Raw genomic sequence first — 17,903 nt, 5'->3', positions numbered from 1 at the left:
AGGTCGAATGTGCGCATAGCGCACATTCGGGTGAGGGGGAGTCTCCACGAGTCCAACTGCTGATACGCTCGCGGGAAGTCCCCCTCACCCCAACCCTCTCCCCGCAAGCGGGGCGAGGGAGTCACTCCGTCTCCGTGGCGCCAGGTCACATCACCAATATGACTCACTAGATGCTCTCCTTCGTTGCTCAGCGCGTCCTGAAGGGCGTGATCGTCCTGCTCGCGATCGTGGTCCTCAACTTCTTCCTTATCCGCCTGGCGCCCGGCGATCCCGCGATCGTGATGGCGGGCGAGGCCGGGGCCAGCGATCAGGTCTTCGTCAAGCAGCTCCGGGAGAAGTTCGGGCTCGACAAGCCGCTGCCCGAGCAGCTCTTCATCTACGTCAAGGGCGTCGCCAGCCTCGACCTCGGCTTTTCCTTCCGCCAGCAGGCTCCGGTCGCAAAACTGATCGGCGAGCGGCTGCCGGCGACGCTGTTGTTGACGCTGACCGCCTTCGCGATCTCGCTCACGCTCGGCATCCTGTTCGGCACCTTCGCCGCGCGCTTTGCCGGAACCTTTTTCGACACCGCCATCACCGTGTTCGCTCTGATCTTCTACGCCATGCCGATCTTCTGGGTGGCGCTGATGGGCATCCTCCTGTTCTCGGTCACGATGGATTGGCTGCCGAGCTTCGGTTACGAGACGGTCGGCGCCAATCTCACCGGCCTTGCCCACGCGTTCGACGTCGCAAAGCACCTGATCATGCCGGCGATGACGCTGGGACTGTTCTTCATGGCGACCTACACCCGCATGACGCGCGCCTCGATGCTGGAGGTGAAACGCCTCGACTTCGTCAAGACGGCGCGCGCCAAGGGGCTCTCCGACGCCGTGATCCAGCGCCGCCACGTGCTGCGCAACGCGCTGCTGCCGGTGGTGACGCTCGCCGGCGTGCATTCCGGCACGCTGATCGGCGGCGCCGTCATCACCGAGACCGTATTCGCCTGGCCCGGCATCGGGCGGCTGATGTACGACGCACTGCTGCAGCGGGATTACAATCTGCTGCTCGGCGTGTTCGTGATCTGCTCCGCCATGGTCCTCACCTTCAACCTCATCACCGACCTCGTCTATCGCCTGGTCGATCCGCGGATCGAATACGCCGCATGAAACAGTTCTGGAAATCGATGCTGAAGAGCCCGAGCGGCGTCATCGGGCTCGTCATCCTCCTGGTTGCAATCTCTGTCGCGGTGTTCGGACCGATGCTGTTCCCGAACTCGCCCTGGCGCATGGTGCAGCGGCCGTTCCTGCCGCCGTTCACGCTCGGGGCCGTGCCGCTCGGCACCGACGCGCTCGGCCGCGACATCTTCGCCGGCATGATTTTCGGCGCCCGCGTCTCGCTGCTGGTCGGTCTCGTCTCCACGCTGGCGGCGCTGATCGTGGGCGTGCCGATCGGTGCCATGGCCGGTTATTTCGGCGGCAAGGTCGACGACGCCCTGATGCGCTTCACCGAGTTCTTCCAGACCATTCCGAGCTTCGCGCTCGCGATCGTGCTGGTCGCCATCCTGCAGCCCTCGATCTATTCGATCGTCGCCTCGATCGCGGTGGTGAGCTGGCCGCCGGTCGCTCGCCTCGTTCGCGGCGAGGTGCTGTCGCTGCGCACGCGCGAATATGTCCAGGCCGCCGTCGTCACCGGCCAGAGCAACAGCTGGATCATCCTGCGCGAGATCCTGCCCAACGCGTTGTCGCCCGTGATCGTGCTGGCCTCGTTGATGGTGGCCACCGCGATCCTGCTTGAATCCTCGCTGTCCTTCCTCGGCCTCGGCGATCCCAATCTGATCTCCTGGGGCTACATGGTCGGCGCCGGCCGCACCGTGATCCGGCAGGCCTGGTGGATCACCGTGTTTCCCGGCATCGCCATCCTGATCTCGGTGCTCGGGCTGAACCTGATCGGCGAAGGCCTCAACGATGCGCTCAATCCGCGCCTGTCGCGGGAGGGCCGCTGACGATGACCGCCTCGCCCGCCGTCTCCATCAGGAACTTGCGGATCGCGCTGCCCAAGGGCGCCGAGCGCCCCTTCGCGGTCGACGGTGTCTCGCTCGATCTGCAGCCCGGCAAGATCGTCTGCGTCGTCGGCGAGTCCGGCTCCGGCAAGTCGATGTGCGCGCATGCGCTGATGGGCCTTTTGCCGGATACGGTCTCGGTCACCTCCGGTGAAATCCAGTTCGAGGGCCGGGACGTGCTCAAGCTCGCTGACGACGGCTGGCGCGATCTGCGCGGCCGTCGGCTGGCGATGATCTTCCAGGAGCCGATGACCGCGCTCAATCCGTTGATGCGGATCGGCGACCAGATGGCGGAGATGTTCGAGGCGCACGGCCTGCTCACGCCGAAGGAGCGGCGGGCCAAGGCGCTGGCGCTGGCAAGCGAAGTCGGCCTGCCTGACCCTGAGCGTATCGTGCGCGCCTATCCGCACCAGCTCTCCGGCGGCCAACGCCAGCGCGCCATGATCGCGATGGCGCTCGCGCTCGAGCCCGCGGTGCTGGTCGCGGACGAGCCGACCACCGCGCTCGACGTCACCACGCAGGCCCAGATCCTGAAGCTGATCCGCAACCTCCAGCGGAGCCGCAACATGGCGGTGATGTTCATCACCCATGATTTCGGCGTGGTCGCCGACATCGCCGACCAGGTCGTGGTGCTCCGCCACGGCAAGGTCGTGGAGGAAGGTCCGGCCGCGGCCATCTTCAACGAGCCGCAGCACGACTACACCAAGGCATTGCTTGCCGCCGTGCCCTCGATGGATCCGCCGCCGCGAGAGCCATTGGACGATCGGGCCAAGGCCGTCGAGGTGATCGGGCTGGACAAGACCTACGTCACGTCGGGCGGCTGGTTCCGCCAGGCCCGCCGCGTCGATGCGGCGCGCGCGGTCAACTTCAACATCCTCAAGGGCGAGACGCTCGGCCTCGTCGGTGAATCCGGCTCGGGCAAGTCGTCGGTAGCGCGCCTGGTGATGCGACTGATCGAAGCCGACCGCGGCACGGTGCGGATCGGCGAGACCGACCTGACCTCGCTTTCCGGCAAGGCGCTGCGCGGCGAGCGCCATCGCATCCAGATGATCTTCCAGGATCCGTTCGCCTCGCTCAATCCGCGCCGCAAGATCGGCCACATCATCGCCGACGGGCCGACCGCAGCCGGGACCGATCCGAAGGTGGCGTTCGACCGCGCCCGCGATCTCCTCAGGATGGTCGGGCTGGATGCCGGCGCGCTCGAGCGCTATCCGCATGAATTCTCCGGCGGCCAGCGCCAGCGCATCGGCATTGCCCGCGCGCTCGCGCTCGAGCCGGAGATCATCGTCGCGGACGAGGCCGTCTCCGCGCTCGATGTCTCGGTGCAGGCGCAGGTGTTGAAGTTGCTGGAAGATCTCAAGGCGCGCCTCGGCCTGTCGATGCTGTTCATCACCCACGATCTGCGCGTCGCGGCCCAGATCTGCGACCGCATCGCGGTGATGCAGCGCGGCGCTATCGTCGAGCTGAAGCCGACGGCGCAACTGTTCGCCGCGCCCGAGCACGCCTATACGCGCGAATTGCTCGCAGCCGTGCCCGGACGGAAGGAGCACGCGCCAGCGGCCTGAGGCGGCTCGTCCTCGTTCATTGATTTCCGTGATGGTTCCAAAAACTTGTACGCCGAGCGAGGCGAAACATATTCGATTCAGCGGCATTTGCTTTCGTGAGATCATCCTTGCTCATGTCGGCAAGGGGTGAGTTGACGCCATAGTCGCTCGTCGCGGCTGGCGCCGTACAACGAACGTGATGTGATGGCAGCTCAACAACCCAGCAAGCAAGACGCACCGGGATGCTGGGAACTGCGCAGCCCGGTCACGCGCTTTTTATCCGGTCGTGACCGGACCGGCCGCTTCAAAGCTTAAGGGCATGACCATAGATGACGGTTGAATGATCGACGTCATCTCATGACGGACTCACACTGATATTCGGAGCCAACATGGGCGAAGTTATTCGATTTGTCTCGAAGTCCGAGCGCGAGCGAACGCGTCTCATCCAGGAAGCGCGGGCGATCTACGACAGCATCTTCCCGCCGGTCGATCCGACGGACGAGGGCCAGGGAAAGCCGGCGATCCGTCGCCCGTTCATCGGCCGCGACGGAGGTAACGTATCGTGATCAAGATCATCGCCGTGCTTTGCAGCCTCGCCTCTCCCTCCAATTGTCACGAGCAGATCGTCACCACGTCGGACTTTGCGCAAATTTCGGTGCAGGCCTGCCTGATGGGCGCGCCGCAGCTTGCCGAATGGATGAACCAGCATCCGGCCGAGCGCCTGGCGGCCTGGCGCTGCGTGATCGGAGACCAGGGGCGCCGGGGAATCTAGCGAGGCGGATTCTCCTCCGACAAATCAAGGCGACCCACAAATCACGGAGTGACGCCAGTCCATTGCCGGTCTACCCTCCCTGTTCGAAAATGAGGGGGAAGCCGGATGGAGGTCGCCAGCCTCGTTCTTCCCGTATTCGCGATCATCGTCACCGGCTGGCTCGCCGGCGAGCTCGGCTATCTCTCGCGGGCGCTGGCCGATGCCCTGGTGCATTTCGCCTACAACGTGGCGATGCCGGCGCTGTTGATTGTCACGATCGCCCAGGAGCCGGCGCGCAATCTCCTGGAATGGCGTTTTCTGCTCGCCTTCGGCGGCGGTTCGCTGATCTGCTTCGCGCTCGTGTTCGTGCCGGTCCGCGCAGGCGGCAAACACGACCTCGCCAGCAGCACCATTCACGGGATGGCGGCGGCGATGACCAACACCGGGTTCGTTGCGCTGCCGATCCTGCATGCGATCTACGGCCAACCCGCCGTCCTGCCCGCGGCCGTCGCGACGGTGTTCGTGGCCGCGGTGATGTTTCCGATCACGGTGATCCTGCTGGAAAAGCGCGATGCACGCGGGGCCTCCGTGGGCTCTATGGGACTGGCAAAGCAGATCCTGCTCAATCCCATGGTGCTGTCGACGTTCATCGGCCTCACCTGGGCGGTGACGGGACTGCCGATTCCGGCACCGGTCGCGGCCTATCTCAACATGATCGCTGCCGCGCTCACGCCGTGCGCGCTGTTCGCCATTGGACTTGGCCTGTCCATCGAGGGGTTGCGGTCCAACCTGAAAGCGTCGTTTGCGCTCGCCGCGGTGAAACTGGTGGTCATGCCGCTCATCGTCTACGGGCTTTGCGTCGTGATCGGCCTCACCCCTCTCTACACGGTTGCGGCGGTCATCTGCGCGGCCGTGCCGACGGCGAAAACCGTCTACGTCCTCGCACATGAACACAAGGTCGAGGAGAAGCTGGTTGCGGCCACGGTCTCGATCACGACGATGCTGTCGGTCGCGACATTGCTCATCGCGCTTTATCTGCTCTCGGGATCGGCGAGCGGCATGCGTTGATCCGCCAGTGGCCTCCACCTTGCCGGAGCCCTCTATCTCGTGGTGTTGCTCCAGGTGGGAGCCGAGTTGGTCACGCCGACCGAGGGCCAATTGTATGATCCGATCGACGGCGCGGTGACAGTGCCAACCGTCTGTCCCGACGATCCGTAGGCCGCCCTCGGTTGCGCGGCCGGCGCTCCGGCTCCGCCATAGGTCGGAGCCACCACACCAGTGCTGTATTGCCGGCTGGACCGGACCTTTTTCGCCTCAGCTGCGAATGGTGCGGCAAGCAGTCCCGTCGTGATCAGCGCGGAAATGGCGAGTCTGATGGTTTTCATGGCTGATCCCTTCACCCGTTGCGCGCCCCGATATGCCAAGTGTTCATGCATCGGCAAATTTCCATGGGTTCTCCCTTCATAACTCCGTGTGCGGACGAAGGTGCCGGAGCGCGGCGGACTCACACCGTCTTCGGATGGACCCGAATCAGCGCTAGTGCATTGCTTTCAGTGACTTCCCTGGACGCAAGCATGACCGGCGCCGAACTGAAGCAGCTTCGCAACGACCTCTCCGATGCCCTCGAGCGCAAGCTCAGCGCGGCCGACATGGCCAAGCTTTGCGGACTGCCGGAAAGAGGCGGCGCCGACACCATCCGGCGCTGGGAGGTCAGCGGCCCGACGCCGGAGGGGACCAGGATACTGCGCGTGCTCGCGATGGCGAGCGAGCGCTATCCGATCCTGGAGAAGTTCGACATCTTCGATCGACACGACGTGCGTGAGGAAGACAGGCCGGCAAAGCGCGCCGCCTTTCGCGCGCAGATGCGCGATGAGGCACGGCGGCGTCTTGGTTAACGCAAGGCGCGCGCAAGTTACCGACAGAGTGCGCCGTTAAGCCTTCCTTCACCACTTCTTAAGTTGCCATTAAGCACGAAAATCATTTACGGCCCAACAAGTTACGTTGGCCGTCGCTGTGCCACGGATGTGACAGCATTTTCGTCAAAAGCGAGCTATCTGCAAAACCAATGCGGCGCAGCAAACGCGCCTGCCGGGGACCTTACGTGTTGGAGTTCAAGACGATGAAGAAGATTCTGTTTGCGACCGTGGCGTTGCTCGTGTTGGGCGCGGCTGCGCCGGCCGTCGGTGCCGATCTCGGCAACCGCAATTATTACAAGACGCCCGCGCCGGCCTACGCCGCGCCGATCTACAATTGGACGGGCTTCTATCTCGGCGCCCATGTCGGCGGCGCGTTCTCCAGCGACAACAATTTCAATGGCCTCTCCACCGGCAACAACGGCAACGGCCGCTTCCTCGGCGGCGTGCAGGTCGGTGCGGACTGGCAGTTCCACCCGAACTTCGTGGTCGGCGTCGAAGGCCAGTATTCCTGGCTCTCCGGCAGCGTCGGCGCCGTGTTCCCGGGCGGCATCGCCTACACCAACGACCAGCGCGGCCTCGGCTCGATCACGGGCCGCGTCGGCTACACCTGGGGTCCCGGCCTGGTCTATGTGAAGGGCGGCTACGCCTATTCGGACAACAACGAGAGGGTCACCGTCGGCGGCGTGCCGGCCGCCTTCGTCATCACCGGCGATCACCGCAACGGCTACACCGTCGGCGCCGGCCTCGAATACATGTTCGCCCCGAACTGGTCGGCCAAGGCCGAGTACCAGTATTACAATTTCGGCGACGCCAGCTTCACCGCCGGTCCGCTCGCCGGCACCGGCGCCTTCACCACCGACGACCATACCTTCAAGGCGGGCGTCAACTACCGCTTCAACTGGGCGAGCCCGGCCATGGCGCGCTACTGATCGGTTACCAGGTCCTTATCAAGATGAAGGGGCCGGCCTCGTTGCCGGCCCTCTTTTTTTTCGCTCTGCGGAACAACGTCAACCGATTGGGCTCATTGCGATTCCTTAACCGGTGCTGCCGATACTGCAGCCACAAATAGAAGAACATTGGGGGAATTTTCGATGCCGATCCGTTTGGGCCTTGGCCGCTTCCTTGGCCGTTTCCGTCCGCGTTTCAGAATGCCGAAATGGGGCGTGCGCGGCAGCCTGTTCGCGGCGTTTGCGGTCATCGCGGGCATGGGCCTCGTGATCGCGGCCGGCGCCGGCCTTGCGCTGCAGAATCTCGGCGGACGCATGACTGAACTGAGCGGACGGGACATTCCGCGCCTTTCCGCCAGCCTGCAATTGTCGGCGCTGAGTGCGAGCCTCGCGGCGCAGGGACCGGCCCTGCTTGCGGCGCAGAGCGAGGACGCCTTGACCGAACGTACCAAGAAGCTCAGGGAATTACAGGAGCAGACGCAGCAGAAGCTCAACGAGATCATCGAGCTCGGCGGCGACAAGAGCGTCGTCTCCGGGCTCAGCGAGACGATGAAGAGCATCAACGAGGCGGCTCAGAGCCTGACGAAAGCCGCCCGCGAACGGCTCGACATCGCGGCGCTGCACGACAAGCAATATGACGCGCTTCGCGCCGCGCAGGGCGCGTTCGTCGGCGCAGCGAGTCCGACGATGCTGGACGCGCAGACCCGCGTCAATGCCATTCTCGGTTCAGCCGACCTGTCAGCCGCAGACGCGACCGACGCCGCGCAGACCGTCGGTCAGCTCGGCAACGTCGTCGCCAGCGGTAATCTCGCCGCCGCCAACATGAGCGCGGCGCTGTCGGCGAACACCAGCGACAAGCTCGATGACATCCAGAAGGAATTCAAGACGGCGCAGGGGCGCCTGCGGTCGAACCTCGATCTGTTGCCGGACAACCAGGGCAACAAGATGCTGCGCGACACCGCGGAAAAGCTGCTCGCGCTCGGCACCGGCAAGACCGGCGTGTTCAATCTGCGCGAGAAAGAGCTCGACTCCATCGACTACGGCCAGACCATCCTGGACGAGACCCGCAAGCTCAATGTCGGGCTCGGCATCAGCGTGCAGCAGCTCGTCGACGGCGTGCAGAAAGAGACCAACACCTCGACCTTCCAGGCGCGGCAGGAGATTTCGCTCGCGACGTCGGTCATGCTGGGCTTGGGCGCGCTGATGCTGGTCGGCTCGGCGCTGTTCGTCTGGCTCTATGTCGGCCGTAACATCCTGCGCCGGATCGGCGCCTTGCAGCAGTCGATGCAGCTGCTCGCGAACGGGGATCTCGAAACCGAGATCTACCGCTCGAAGAATCACAACGACGAAATCTCGGTGATGGCGAACACGCTGCAGGTGTTCCGGGAGAGCATGATCGAGACCCGCGCGCTGACGAGCGAGCAGGACAAGGACCGTATCGCCAAGGCCGAGCGGGCCGCGCGCATGGAGGCGAAGATCGCCCAGTTCGAAAGCACGGTGCGCTCCGCGCTCGATAATCTGGCCCAATCGGCCAATTCGATGCAATCGACCGCGCAGAGCATGTCGAACACCGCCGACCAGTCCAACGCGCTGGTCAACGCGGTCGCCTCCGCGGCGGAAGAGACGTCGGTCAACGTGCAGACCGTCTCGGCCGGCACCGAGCAGCTGTCCTCCTCGATCCAGGAGATCAGCCGTCAGGTCGTGACCTCCGCCGAGATCGCCAAAAAGGCGGTCGACGAAGCGGGAGCGACCGACGCCACGGTGCAGAGCCTTGCCGACAGCGCGAGCCGCATCAGCGTCGTCGTCGACCTGATCCAGACCATTGCCTCGCAGACCAATCTGCTCGCGCTCAACGCCACCATCGAGGCGGCGCGCGCCGGCGAGGCCGGCCGCGGCTTCGCGGTGGTTGCCTCCGAGGTGAAGAGCCTGGCGAGCCAGACCGCCAAGGCGACCGACGAGATCCGCACCCAGATCGCCAGCATGCAGTCAGTCACGACCTCGGCGGTCGGCGCCATCCAGGGCATCGGCCGGATCATCGGCGAGATCAACGACGTCACCACCACGATCGCAGCAGCGGTCGAGGAGCAGGGCGCCGCGACGCGCGAAATCGCCCGCAACATCCAGCATGCCGCCGGCGGCACCAGCGAGGTCTCCAGCAACATCGTCGGCGTCTCCACCGCGTCCGCCGAAGCCGGCGCTGCGGCCACCGAGGTGCTGGGCGCCTCGGACGCGCTGCGCCGCGAGGCCGATATGCTGCGCGGGGAGATCGACGCCTTCCTCAACGACATGCGGGCGGCGTAAGGCCCTGTCCTGTAGCCTGGATGGAGCGTAGCGCAATCCGGGCTACGGAAAACTGCCTCGGTATGACCGCCATGCTGTCGCCGCCCAGCATCCTTTTTCGGCTGGCGCCCCGCGCGCGCTGGGTTTAAGCCGATAGCATGAACTCGAAAACCGACACCCCGCAGTCCTCGGCCGAGGCCCTGCGCTACCCCTGGGAACAGCATCCCGGCCCCGAACAGGTGGTCGAGGTGCGGCCCGGCGTGTTGTGGGCGCGGCTGAAGCTGCCGTTCCGCCTCAACCACGTGAACATCTACCTGCTCGCCGATGGCGACGGCTATGCGATGATCGATGCCGGCTTCGGCAACGAGGAGACGATCGAGGCCTGGACGAAGCTGTTCGACGGACCGCTGAAAGGCGTCAACATCACGCGCCTGATCGTCACCCACTCCCACCCGGATCATGTCGGCCTCGCCGGTTGGATCGTCGAGCGGTTCGGCTGCCCGCTGGTGATGTCGCAGGTCGAATATCTGCAATCGGTCTATCACCAGAACCGCGGCACCGAGGAGCGGCGCGAGGCGCAGCGGCTGTTCTTCCGCCGCCATGGCATGGACGAGTCGCTCACCGAAAAGCTGCTCGGCCGCGGCCAGGACTATCTGAAGCGCGTCTCGGTGCTGCCGCCGTCCTATCGCCGCATCTCGCATGGCGACGACGTCGTGATCGGCACGCGCCGCTTCAAGGTCATCACCGGCGGCGGCCACGCCCTCGACCAGGTGATGCTGTATTGCGCTGACGACAAGCTGTTCCTCTCCGCCGACCAGGTGCTGAGCAAGATCTCGCCGAATGTCAGCGTCTGGGCGGTCGAGCCCGACCAGAACTCGCTCGGCGAATATCTGGCCTCGCTCGCCAGCCTGACCACGACGCTGCCCTATGACGTGCTGGTGCTGCCCGGCCATGGCGTGCCATTCTACGGATTGAAGACCCGCATCAAGCAGCTCGCCGACCACCACGAAGAGCGCTGCCGATTGATCGCGGAAGCCTGCCGTGAGGTGCCGCAAACCTCGCGCGCTCTGGTGCCCGTGGTGTTCAACAAGCACGTGCTGGACGAGCACCAGATGGGCTTTGCCGCCGGCGAGCTCGTCGCCCACGTCAACTACATGATCGTCGAGGGCCGCCTCACGCCCGAGATGCAGGACGGCGTGCTGCAGTTTCGGACGACGTGAGTTCTTCGCCTCTCCCCGCCTGCGGGGAGAGGCCGACACGCGAAGCGTGGCGGGTGAGGGGGAGTCTCCGCGAGTCCAACTCTCACCATCATTGCCGAAACAGCCCCTCACCCCAACCCTCTCCCCGTAAGAACGGGGCGAGGGAGCAGACCTCCGGCGCGGCTGGCGCCTCACTTCATATTCGCGATCGCGTGCAGCGCCGCGATGTAGCCGAACGGCCCGAGCCCGCAGATCACGCCGGTCGCCACGAACGAGATCTTGGAATGCCGGTGATATTCGTCACGGGCGTGGATGTTGGAGATGTGCACCTCCAGCACCGGGCCCTCGAACGTCTTGATCGCGTCCATGATCGAGACCGAGGTGAAGGAGAGACCGGCCGGATTGATCACGATGGCCTCGGCGTCCTGCCGCGCCGACTGGATCAGATCAACCAGCACGCCCTCGTGGTTGGACTGGTGGAAGGCGAGCTTGAGGCCGAGCCTGGCGGCCGCGTCCTCGCAGCTCGCGTTGACCTCCGCGAGCGTCGTCGTGCCGTAGATGTGCGGCTCGCGGATGCCGAGCATGTTGAGGTTGGGACCGTTGAGGATCATCACGCGCTTCATGGAAGGGTCCTTTCGAGAGCCTGGTTGAGCAAGGAAAGCGCGCGCCGGGCCGCGACGGAAGACCATAGGCTGGGTCGCCCCGGCAGATGGTGCGGAGCAGCATTATATGTCGCGCCGGATTGATCGGGATCAAACTGAGACGCGCCGGATAGGGCATTTTGCCCAAATGCCCCACAGATCCAAATGTGGGATAGCGCATAGACATTGGAGCTGGAAAAGCTCTAAGTAGACCCGTCCCCTTGGTCAGGTTCCGTTGCAGGTTTGCCGATGGATTACGCCCAATTCTTCGATTCCGCCCTCGATCGTCTCCACACCGAGCGGCGTTATCGCGTGTTCGCCGACCTCGAACGCACGGCCGGCCGGTTCCCGCATGCGGTCTGGCACTCGCCCAAGGGCAAGCGCGATGTCGTGATCTGGTGCTCCAACGACTATCTCGGCATGGGCCAGCATCCGAAGGTGGTCGGCGCCATGGTCGAGACTGCCACGCGCGTCGGCACCGGCGCCGGCGGCACCCGCAACATCGCCGGCACGCATCATCCGCTGGTGCAGCTCGAGGCCGAGCTCGCCGATCTCCACGGCAAGGAAGCCGCGCTGCTGTTCACCTCGGGCTATGTCTCGAACCAGACCGGCATCCCGACCATCGCAAAGCTCATTCCGAACTGCCTGATCCTGTCGGACGAGCTCAACCACAATTCGATGATCGAGGGCATCCGCCAGTCCGGCTGCGAGCGGATCGTGTTCCGCCACAACGACGTTGCGCATCTCGAAGAGCTGTTGAAAGCGGCCGGTCCCGATCGGCCGAAGCTGATCGTCTGCGAGAGTCTCTATTCCATGGACGGCGATGTCGCGCCGCTCGCCAGGATCTGCGATCTCGCCGAGAAATATGGCGCGATGACCTATGTCGACGAAGTCCACGCCGTCGGCATGTACGGCCCGCGCGGCGGCGGCATCGCCGAGCGCGACGGCGTGATGCATCGCATCGACATTCTCGAGGGCACGCTGGCCAAGGCGTTCGGCTGTCTCGGCGGCTACATCGCCGCCAACGGCCAGATCATCGACGCCGTGCGCTCCTATGCGCCGGGCTTCATCTTCACCACCGCGCTGCCGCCGGCGGTCTGCTCGGCCGCGACCGCCGCGATCAGGCACCTGAAGACGTCGAGCTGGGAGCGCGAGCGCCACCAGGACCGTGCCGCCCGCGTCAAGGCGATCCTCAATGCCGCCGGCCTGCCGGTGATGTCGAGCGACACACACATCGTACCGCTGTTCGTCGGCGATCCCGAGAAGTGCAAGCAGGCTTCCGACCTGCTGCTCGAACAGCACGGGATCTACATCCAGCCGATCAACTATCCGACCGTCGCCAAGGGCACCGAGCGCCTGCGCATCACGCCCTCGCCCTATCACGACGACGGCCTGATCGATCAGCTCGCCGAAGCGCTGCTGCAAGTGTGGGACCGCCTCGGCCTGCCGCTGCGCGCGAAGTCGCTGGCCGCGGAATAGGCCTCTTTTACCCTCCCCTGGAGGGTAAGAGCGGGCGGACAGCTTGCCCCACCGCTTAACGACGCCGGCAGTTCCTACCGCCGCACGGCATTTCGCTGTCGCCTGCACTCGCTCAACGCGCTAGGTTTGCAAGGAAAATGAGCTCGGGCGCCGCCGGCGCCCAGGGAGAGAGCCCCCGACCCATGCTGCACGATTGGGGCGTGATCGCCGCCGCCTTCGGCTATATCGGCTTCCTGTTCCTGGTGGCGAGCCACGGCGACCGCCGCTCGCCGGCCGGTCGCGGCCGCGCCTCCGGACTGATCTATCCGTTGTCGCTGGCGATCTACTGCACGTCCTGGACCTTCTTCGGGTCGGTCGGCTTCGCGACCCGCACCTCGACCGATTTCCTCGCGATCTATGTCGGCCCGATCCTGATGATCGGGTTGGGGGCCGGGGTGCTCCGACGCGTGATCCAGCTGGCGAAAGCCCACAACATCACCTCGATCGCCGACTTCATCGGGGCCCGCTACGGCAAGAGCCAGGCGGTGGCGGCGACCGTCGCCGCAATCGCGATCATCGGCTCGGTGCCCTATATCGCGCTCCAGCTCAAGGCGGTGGCTTCTTCGCTGGGCACAATCCTGAGCGAAGACCAGGCCTTCTCGCACATCCCGATCCTCGGCGACATGGCGCTGATGGTGACGCTGACGATGGCGGCCTTCGCTGTGCTGTTCGGCACGCGACAGACCGACGCGACCGAGCACCAGCACGGCCTGATGCTGGCGATCGCGACCGAGTCCATCATCAAGCTGGTCGCCTTCCTCGCCGCCGGCATCTTCGTCACCTTCTGGATGTTCTCACCGCATGAATTGATCGAGCGCGCGATGAGGACGCCGGAAGCGGTGCGCGCCATCAATTATTCGCCGTCGATCGGCAACTTCCTGACCATGACATTGCTGTCGCTGTGCGCGATCATGCTGCTGCCGCGCCAGTTTCACGTCAGCGTGGTGGAGAATTCCTCGGATGCCGAGGTCGGCCGCGCGCGCTGGCTGTTTCCGCTCTACCTCGTCGCCATCAACCTGTTCGTGATCCCGATCGCGCTCGCCGGCCTCGTGACCTTCCCGTTCGGCACGGCCGACCCTGATATGTACGTGTTGGCCCTGCCGATCGAGAGCGGCGCGAACCTGCTCAGCGTCGCCGTCTTCGTCGGCGGGCTGTCGGCGGCGACCGCCATGGTGATCGTCGAATGCGTCGCGCTCTCCATCATGGTCTCGAACGACCTCGTGGTGCCGCTGGTGCTGAAACGTCGGCCGGAGGGGCGCGCCGGCGGGGCCGATTTCAGCAACTTCCTGCTGCGCTCGCGCCGGCTCGCGATCTTCGCCATCATGGTGATGGCCTATTTCTACTATCGCGCGCTCGGCAGCACCCAGCTCGCGGCGATCGGCCTGCTCTCCTTTGCCGCCATCGCCCAGCTCGCCCCGAGCTTCTTCGGCGGCCTGCTCTGGCGGCGCGCGACCGCGCGCGGGGCGATCGGCGGCATGCTGGTCGGGTTTGCGGTGTGGCTCTACACGCTGTTCATGCCGAGCTTCATGGATTCCTCGACGTCAGGCATCCTGCTGCTGCAGCACGGCCCGTTCGGCATCGAGGCGCTGCGGCCGCAGGCACTGTTCGGCGCCGACCTGCCGCCCCTGATGCACGGCGTGATCTGGTCGCTGTCCCTCAACATCCTGACCTATGTGCTGCTGTCGCTGGCACGCCGGCCATCCTCCATCGAGCTGCTGCAAGCCGATCTGTTCGTGCCCAATACGCTCGCACCGATCTCCCCGAGCTTCCGCCGCTGGCGCAGCACCGTCACCGTGCAGGACATCCAGACCACAGTGGCGCAATATCTCGGGCCCGACCGCGCGCGACATTCCTTTGAGGCCTTCTCGGCGCGGCGCAACGTGCGGCTGGAGCCCGGTGCGCCCGCCGATTTCGAGCTGCTGCAACACGCCGAGCATCTGATTGCCTCCTCGATCGGCGCGGCCTCCTCCCGTCTCGTGATGTCGCTGCTGCTGCGCAAGCGGACGGTCTCCGCCAAGGCCGCGCTGAAGCTGCTCGACGATTCGCACGCCGCGCTGCATTTCAACCGCGAGATCCTGCAGACCGCGCTCAACCATGTGCGTCAGGGCATCGCCGTGTTCGACGCCGATCTGCAACTGATCTGCTCCAACCGGCAGTTCGGCGACCTCCTCAATGTGCCGCTGCATCTGATCCAGTTCGGCACGCCCTTGCGCGAGATCCTGGAGTTCATCGGCCTCGGCGATCCGAACGATCCGCTCGAGCGCGAGGCCCTGCTGGAACGGCGCCTTGCGGCCTACACCACCGACAGCGAGCCTTATCTCGAGCGGCTGCCGGAACGCCACATGGTGATCGAAGTGCTCACCAACCGCATGCCCGGCGGGGGCTTCGTCATCACCTTCACCGACGTCACGCCGACCTTCGAAGCCGCCGAAGCGCTGGAACGCGCCAATGCGACGCTGGAAAAGCGCGTGCGCGACCGCACCGAGGAGCTGACGCGGCTGAACTCCGAGCTGGCCATCGCCAAGAGCGCGGCGGAGGACGCCAGCATCTCCAAGACGCGTTTTCTCGCCGCCGCCAGCCACGACATCCTGCAGCCGCTGAATGCGGCGCGGCTCTACGTCACAAGCCTCGTCGAGCGCCAGCACAATGGCGAGGAGACGCGGCTGGTCGAGAACATCGACGAATCCTTGCAGGCGATCGAGGAAATCCTCGGCGCTCTGCTCGACATCTCCAGGCTCGACGCCGGCGCGATGGCGACCTCGATCTCGAGCTTCAAGATGGCCGATCTGATGCGCTCGCTGGAAATCGAGTTCGCGCCGATCGCGCGCGCCAAGGGCCTGGAGCTCGCCTTCGTGCCCTGCTCGCTGCCGGTCGAGTCGGACCGGCTCCTGCTGCGGCGCCTGCTCCAGAACCTGATCTCGAACGCGATCAAATATACCCCGCGCGGCCGCGTGCTGGTCGGCTGCCGCCGCCGCGGCGCCTCGCTCAAGATCTGCGTCTACGACACCGGCGTCGGTATCCCCGCGGTCAAGCGCGGCGAGATCTTCAAGGAATTCCATCGCCTGGAGCAGGGCGCGCGGATCGCGCGCGGTCTGGGCCTCGGCCTCTCGATCGTGGAACGCCTGGCTCGCGTGCTCAAGCACGGCATCGCCATCGACGGCAATCGAAGCGGCGGCTCGGTCTTCTCGGTGACCGTGCCGACAGCGAAGGCGGTCACCCATACCGCGGCCGTGACCAGCGCGACGCCGCTGGCGCGCACACCGATCTCGGGCGCGCTGATCGTCTGCATCGAGAACGATGCGGCGATCCTCGACGGCATGCGCACGCTGCTCAAGGCCTGGGACGCCGAGGTGATCGCGGTCGCCGATCCCGAAGGCGCGATCGCTGCGATCGAAACCGCCGGCCGCCGCGTCACCGGCCTTCTGGTCGATTATCACCTCGATCGCGGCAACGGCATCGCCGCCATCCGCGAGATCCGCCGCCGTTTCGGCGATACCATCCCTGCGATCCTGATCACGGCCGACCGCAGCCCCGCCGTGCAGGTCGCCGCGCGTGACGAGAAGATCGCAGTGCTCAACAAGCCGGTGAAGCCGGCTTCGCTGCGTGCCCTGCTGGGCCAGTGGCGCACGCAACAAATGGTGGCGGCGGAGTGAGGCCCCCGGGGTCAATAGTCAGTCGATACGCTGAGCGCTCGCCACCTCTCCAGCTTTTCGAGGCGGAGCTTATCGATCGCAGCGATGGCGTCGACGGCATCGCTTCCGAGCGCAATGCGCAGAGGCGGGCGCTCCATATCGGCAAGCTTCAGAACCACGGCCGCGGCTTTGGCTGGATCGCCGGGCTGCCGGCCGTCGTAATCGCGCTGCATCCTGACGGCAGCGCCGACGAGCGCATCGTATTCCGGGCGTCCTTCGCCGGTCCCATGTGCGGCTCGCGCAAAGCCGGTGCGAAAGCCGCCGGGCTCGACGATCGTGACGTTCACGCCGATCAGCGCCATCTCGCGCGCCAGCGATTCCGAAAAGCCCTCGATACCCCATTTCGCGGCCGAATAGGCGGCGCGGGCTGGGGCGCCGATCCGGCCGCCTACGGACGAGACTTGCACGATGTGGCCACGGCGCTGCCGGCGCAGCACCGGAATCGCCGCCTTGGTGACGATAATGGTGCCTATCAAATTGGCCTCGATCTGCCGCCGGAACGAGTCCAGGCCAGTATCCTCGACCGATCCGAGGTCGCCGTAGCCGGCATTGTTGACGACCACGTCGAGTCCGCCGAACGTCTCCGCAGCAAGCGCGATGGCTGCCGGCGCGGCAGCTTCATCCGTGACGTCGAGCGTTGCAAGGCACAGTCTTTCAGCGAAACGTTCCCGCAACGGTTCAAGCGGTTGGAGCGTCCGCGCAGTGGCAACCACCTGGTCGCCCGCGGCGAGTGCCGCTTCCGTGATGGCACGGCCAAGCCCGCGAGAGCTGCCGCTGATGAACCAAGTCTTCAAGCCAGTTACCGTATGTCTCAAGGCGCAGGCCGCGTGAAGACATAGTCGCGGCTCTTGGCCCGGGCTTCGTGACAGCCCCAGCAGGTGCGGTGCTGCGCCTCGTCCACCGGTTTGCCGTTGACGAAGCGGCCAAAGCCCCAGCCGCCGGTAGCCGCGTATTTCCTGGAATCCTTCACCATCACCTGGACCGTGGTGGCGGCGCCGGGAATCGTCGCGGACGCGAACTCCGGTGACTGCTTCCGCTTCCAGGCGCGCTTGACCAGAATGGTGCCGTCCGGGAACGGCAGTTTTCCAGCCTGATAGGCATCGATGGCGGTCTGGTTGCCGACAACAGCGCGCAGCTCGTCGAGCGGCGCGGCCTCTTCGGCCGGCGCGATCAGCTCCCACCGCTTATAGCCGGCTGGAATTGTGACGCCGAAGATCGGCGAGGCGTCCGCCGCGCTCTGTTCCGCTGGCCCTTCCGCGAAGGCGATCGTGACGAGGTAGGGCATGCAGGTCAGGAGCACGACGAGGAGGACCACGGTCAGCACGATCATCGTGGTGTAGAAAGATTTCTTCTTTTCGGGTTCGGCTATCGTCATGATGT

General features: G+C 65.3%; 16 protein-coding genes. 12 read left to right on the top strand and 4 right to left on the bottom strand.

What is annotated here, in order from left to right; genetic code table 11:
- The first annotated feature begins 170 nt into the window (after positions 1–170).
- From I6F24_RS26350 to I6F24_RS26325, 6 genes are all read left to right on the top strand, one after another.
- On the top strand, positions 171–1,142 hold the full coding sequence (locus I6F24_RS26350) for an ABC transporter permease (protein ID WP_225152150.1): 972 nt from the start codon (positions 171–173) through the stop codon (positions 1,140–1,142).
- Positions 1,139–1,978, top strand: coding sequence for an ABC transporter permease (locus I6F24_RS26345; RefSeq protein ID WP_035996700.1), 840 nt, complete (start codon positions 1,139–1,141; stop codon positions 1,976–1,978). Before I6F24_RS26350 ends, I6F24_RS26345 begins: the two co-directional genes overlap by 4 nt.
- A 2-nt stretch (positions 1,979–1,980) precedes the next feature.
- On the top strand, positions 1,981–3,600 hold the full coding sequence (locus I6F24_RS26340) for an ABC transporter ATP-binding protein (RefSeq protein WP_225152147.1): 1,620 nt from the start codon (positions 1,981–1,983) through the stop codon (positions 3,598–3,600).
- Between the two features lie 368 nt (positions 3,601–3,968).
- The gene (locus I6F24_RS26335) at positions 3,969–4,145 is read left to right on the top strand and encodes a hypothetical protein (RefSeq protein ID WP_192893053.1); all 177 of its coding nucleotides are present in this window, start codon (positions 3,969–3,971) and stop codon (positions 4,143–4,145) included.
- Complete coding sequence (locus I6F24_RS26330; RefSeq protein WP_035996696.1) at positions 4,142–4,351, top strand: hypothetical protein; 210 nt, start codon at positions 4,142–4,144, stop codon at positions 4,349–4,351. The genes I6F24_RS26335 and I6F24_RS26330 overlap by 4 nt, the downstream gene beginning before the upstream one ends.
- 105 nt (positions 4,352–4,456) lie before the next feature.
- Complete coding sequence (locus I6F24_RS26325) at positions 4,457–5,398, top strand: AEC family transporter (protein WP_036020644.1); 942 nt, start codon at positions 4,457–4,459, stop codon at positions 5,396–5,398.
- A 32-nt stretch (positions 5,399–5,430) separates the two neighbouring features.
- On the opposite strand, the gene I6F24_RS26320 is transcribed toward I6F24_RS26325, so the two are convergent.
- On the bottom strand, positions 5,431–5,715 hold the full coding sequence (locus tag I6F24_RS26320; RefSeq protein ID WP_035996692.1) for a hypothetical protein: 285 nt from the start codon (positions 5,713–5,715) through the stop codon (positions 5,431–5,433).
- A gap of 189 nt (positions 5,716–5,904) precedes the next feature.
- On the opposite strand from I6F24_RS26320, the gene I6F24_RS26315 reads away from it, so the two are divergent.
- From I6F24_RS26315 to I6F24_RS26300, 4 genes are all read left to right on the top strand, one after another.
- Positions 5,905–6,225 (top strand): hypothetical protein, encoded by a 321-nt coding sequence (locus I6F24_RS26315; RefSeq protein ID WP_035996689.1) that lies wholly within the window; start codon positions 5,905–5,907, stop codon positions 6,223–6,225.
- Between the two features lie 224 nt (positions 6,226–6,449).
- A complete protein-coding gene (locus I6F24_RS26310) occupies positions 6,450–7,175 on the top strand; it encodes an outer membrane protein (RefSeq protein ID WP_035996788.1) in 726 nt (241 codons plus the stop codon).
- Positions 7,176–7,337: 162 nt separating this feature from the next.
- A complete protein-coding gene (locus I6F24_RS26305) occupies positions 7,338–9,494 on the top strand; it encodes a methyl-accepting chemotaxis protein (protein WP_225152145.1) in 2,157 nt (718 codons plus the stop codon).
- Between the two features lie 137 nt (positions 9,495–9,631).
- Positions 9,632–10,693 (top strand): MBL fold metallo-hydrolase, encoded by a 1,062-nt coding sequence (locus I6F24_RS26300; RefSeq protein ID WP_225152143.1) that lies wholly within the window; start codon positions 9,632–9,634, stop codon positions 10,691–10,693.
- A 170-nt stretch (positions 10,694–10,863) separates the two neighbouring features.
- Here the strand turns inward: I6F24_RS26300 and aroQ are convergent, their stop codons facing one another.
- On the bottom strand, positions 10,864–11,295 hold the full coding sequence (aroQ, locus tag I6F24_RS26295; protein WP_035996668.1) for a type II 3-dehydroquinate dehydratase: 432 nt from the start codon (positions 11,293–11,295) through the stop codon (positions 10,864–10,866).
- 267 nt (positions 11,296–11,562) lie between these two features.
- Between aroQ and hemA the strand changes: the two genes are divergently transcribed.
- Both hemA and I6F24_RS26285 read left to right on the top strand, forming a co-directional pair.
- Positions 11,563–12,792 carry a 5-aminolevulinate synthase gene (hemA, locus tag I6F24_RS26290; RefSeq protein ID WP_035996665.1) on the top strand — a complete coding sequence of 410 codons (1,230 nt, stop codon included), beginning with the start codon at positions 11,563–11,565 and terminating at the stop codon, positions 12,790–12,792.
- Between the two features lie 182 nt (positions 12,793–12,974).
- Positions 12,975–16,484, top strand: a complete 3,510-nt coding sequence (locus tag I6F24_RS26285) for a PAS domain-containing hybrid sensor histidine kinase/response regulator (RefSeq protein WP_225152141.1) — start codon at positions 12,975–12,977, stop codon at positions 16,482–16,484.
- An 11-nt stretch (positions 16,485–16,495) separates the two neighbouring features.
- Here I6F24_RS26285 and I6F24_RS26280 read toward each other — a convergent pair whose 3' ends face one another.
- Together I6F24_RS26280 and I6F24_RS26275 are read right to left on the bottom strand one after the other, a co-directional pair.
- Positions 16,496–17,317, bottom strand: a complete 822-nt coding sequence (locus I6F24_RS26280; protein ID WP_225152139.1) for an SDR family NAD(P)-dependent oxidoreductase — start codon at positions 17,315–17,317, stop codon at positions 16,496–16,498.
- 17 nt (positions 17,318–17,334) lie between these two features.
- The gene (locus I6F24_RS26275) at positions 17,335–17,898 is read right to left on the bottom strand and encodes a cytochrome P460 family protein (RefSeq protein WP_225152137.1); all 564 of its coding nucleotides are present in this window, start codon (positions 17,896–17,898) and stop codon (positions 17,335–17,337) included.
- Positions 17,899–17,903: the final 5 nt, after the last annotated feature.

The sequence above is a fragment of the Bradyrhizobium sp. BRP23 genome, from assembly GCF_020194135.1.
GTDB classification, from domain to species: Bacteria; Pseudomonadota; Alphaproteobacteria; order Rhizobiales; family Xanthobacteraceae; genus Bradyrhizobium; species Bradyrhizobium yuanmingense.
Note: the sequence above shows the minus strand (reverse complement) of the source record. Positions and strands in the feature narration are given on the sequence as shown.

What these genes read in the sequence shown, in the direction of transcription:
- I6F24_RS26350 (WP_225152150.1), top strand. Translation starts at nt 171, where the DNA reads ATGCTCTCCTTCGTTGCTCAGCGCGTCCTGAAGGGCGTGATCGTCCTG.
- I6F24_RS26345 (WP_035996700.1), top strand. Translation starts at nt 1,139, where the DNA reads ATGAAACAGTTCTGGAAATCGATGCTGAAGAGCCCGAGCGGCGTCATC.
- I6F24_RS26340 (WP_225152147.1), top strand. Translation starts at nt 1,981, where the DNA reads ATGACCGCCTCGCCCGCCGTCTCCATCAGGAACTTGCGGATCGCGCTG.
- I6F24_RS26335 (WP_192893053.1), top strand. Translation starts at nt 3,969, where the DNA reads ATGGGCGAAGTTATTCGATTTGTCTCGAAGTCCGAGCGCGAGCGAACG.
- I6F24_RS26325 (WP_036020644.1), top strand. Translation starts at nt 4,457, where the DNA reads ATGGAGGTCGCCAGCCTCGTTCTTCCCGTATTCGCGATCATCGTCACC.
- I6F24_RS26320 (WP_035996692.1), bottom strand. Translation starts at nt 5,715, where the DNA reads ATGAAAACCATCAGACTCGCCATTTCCGCGCTGATCACGACGGGACTG.
- I6F24_RS26315 (WP_035996689.1), top strand. Translation starts at nt 5,905, where the DNA reads ATGACCGGCGCCGAACTGAAGCAGCTTCGCAACGACCTCTCCGATGCC.
- I6F24_RS26310 (WP_035996788.1), top strand. Translation starts at nt 6,450, where the DNA reads ATGAAGAAGATTCTGTTTGCGACCGTGGCGTTGCTCGTGTTGGGCGCG.
- I6F24_RS26305 (WP_225152145.1), top strand. Translation starts at nt 7,338, where the DNA reads ATGCCGATCCGTTTGGGCCTTGGCCGCTTCCTTGGCCGTTTCCGTCCG.
- I6F24_RS26300 (WP_225152143.1), top strand. Translation starts at nt 9,632, where the DNA reads ATGAACTCGAAAACCGACACCCCGCAGTCCTCGGCCGAGGCCCTGCGC.
- aroQ (WP_035996668.1), bottom strand. Translation starts at nt 11,295, where the DNA reads ATGAAGCGCGTGATGATCCTCAACGGTCCCAACCTCAACATGCTCGGC.
- hemA (WP_035996665.1), top strand. Translation starts at nt 11,563, where the DNA reads ATGGATTACGCCCAATTCTTCGATTCCGCCCTCGATCGTCTCCACACC.
- I6F24_RS26285 (WP_225152141.1), top strand. Translation starts at nt 12,975, where the DNA reads ATGCTGCACGATTGGGGCGTGATCGCCGCCGCCTTCGGCTATATCGGC.
- I6F24_RS26275 (WP_225152137.1), bottom strand. Translation starts at nt 17,898, where the DNA reads ATGACGATAGCCGAACCCGAAAAGAAGAAATCTTTCTACACCACGATG.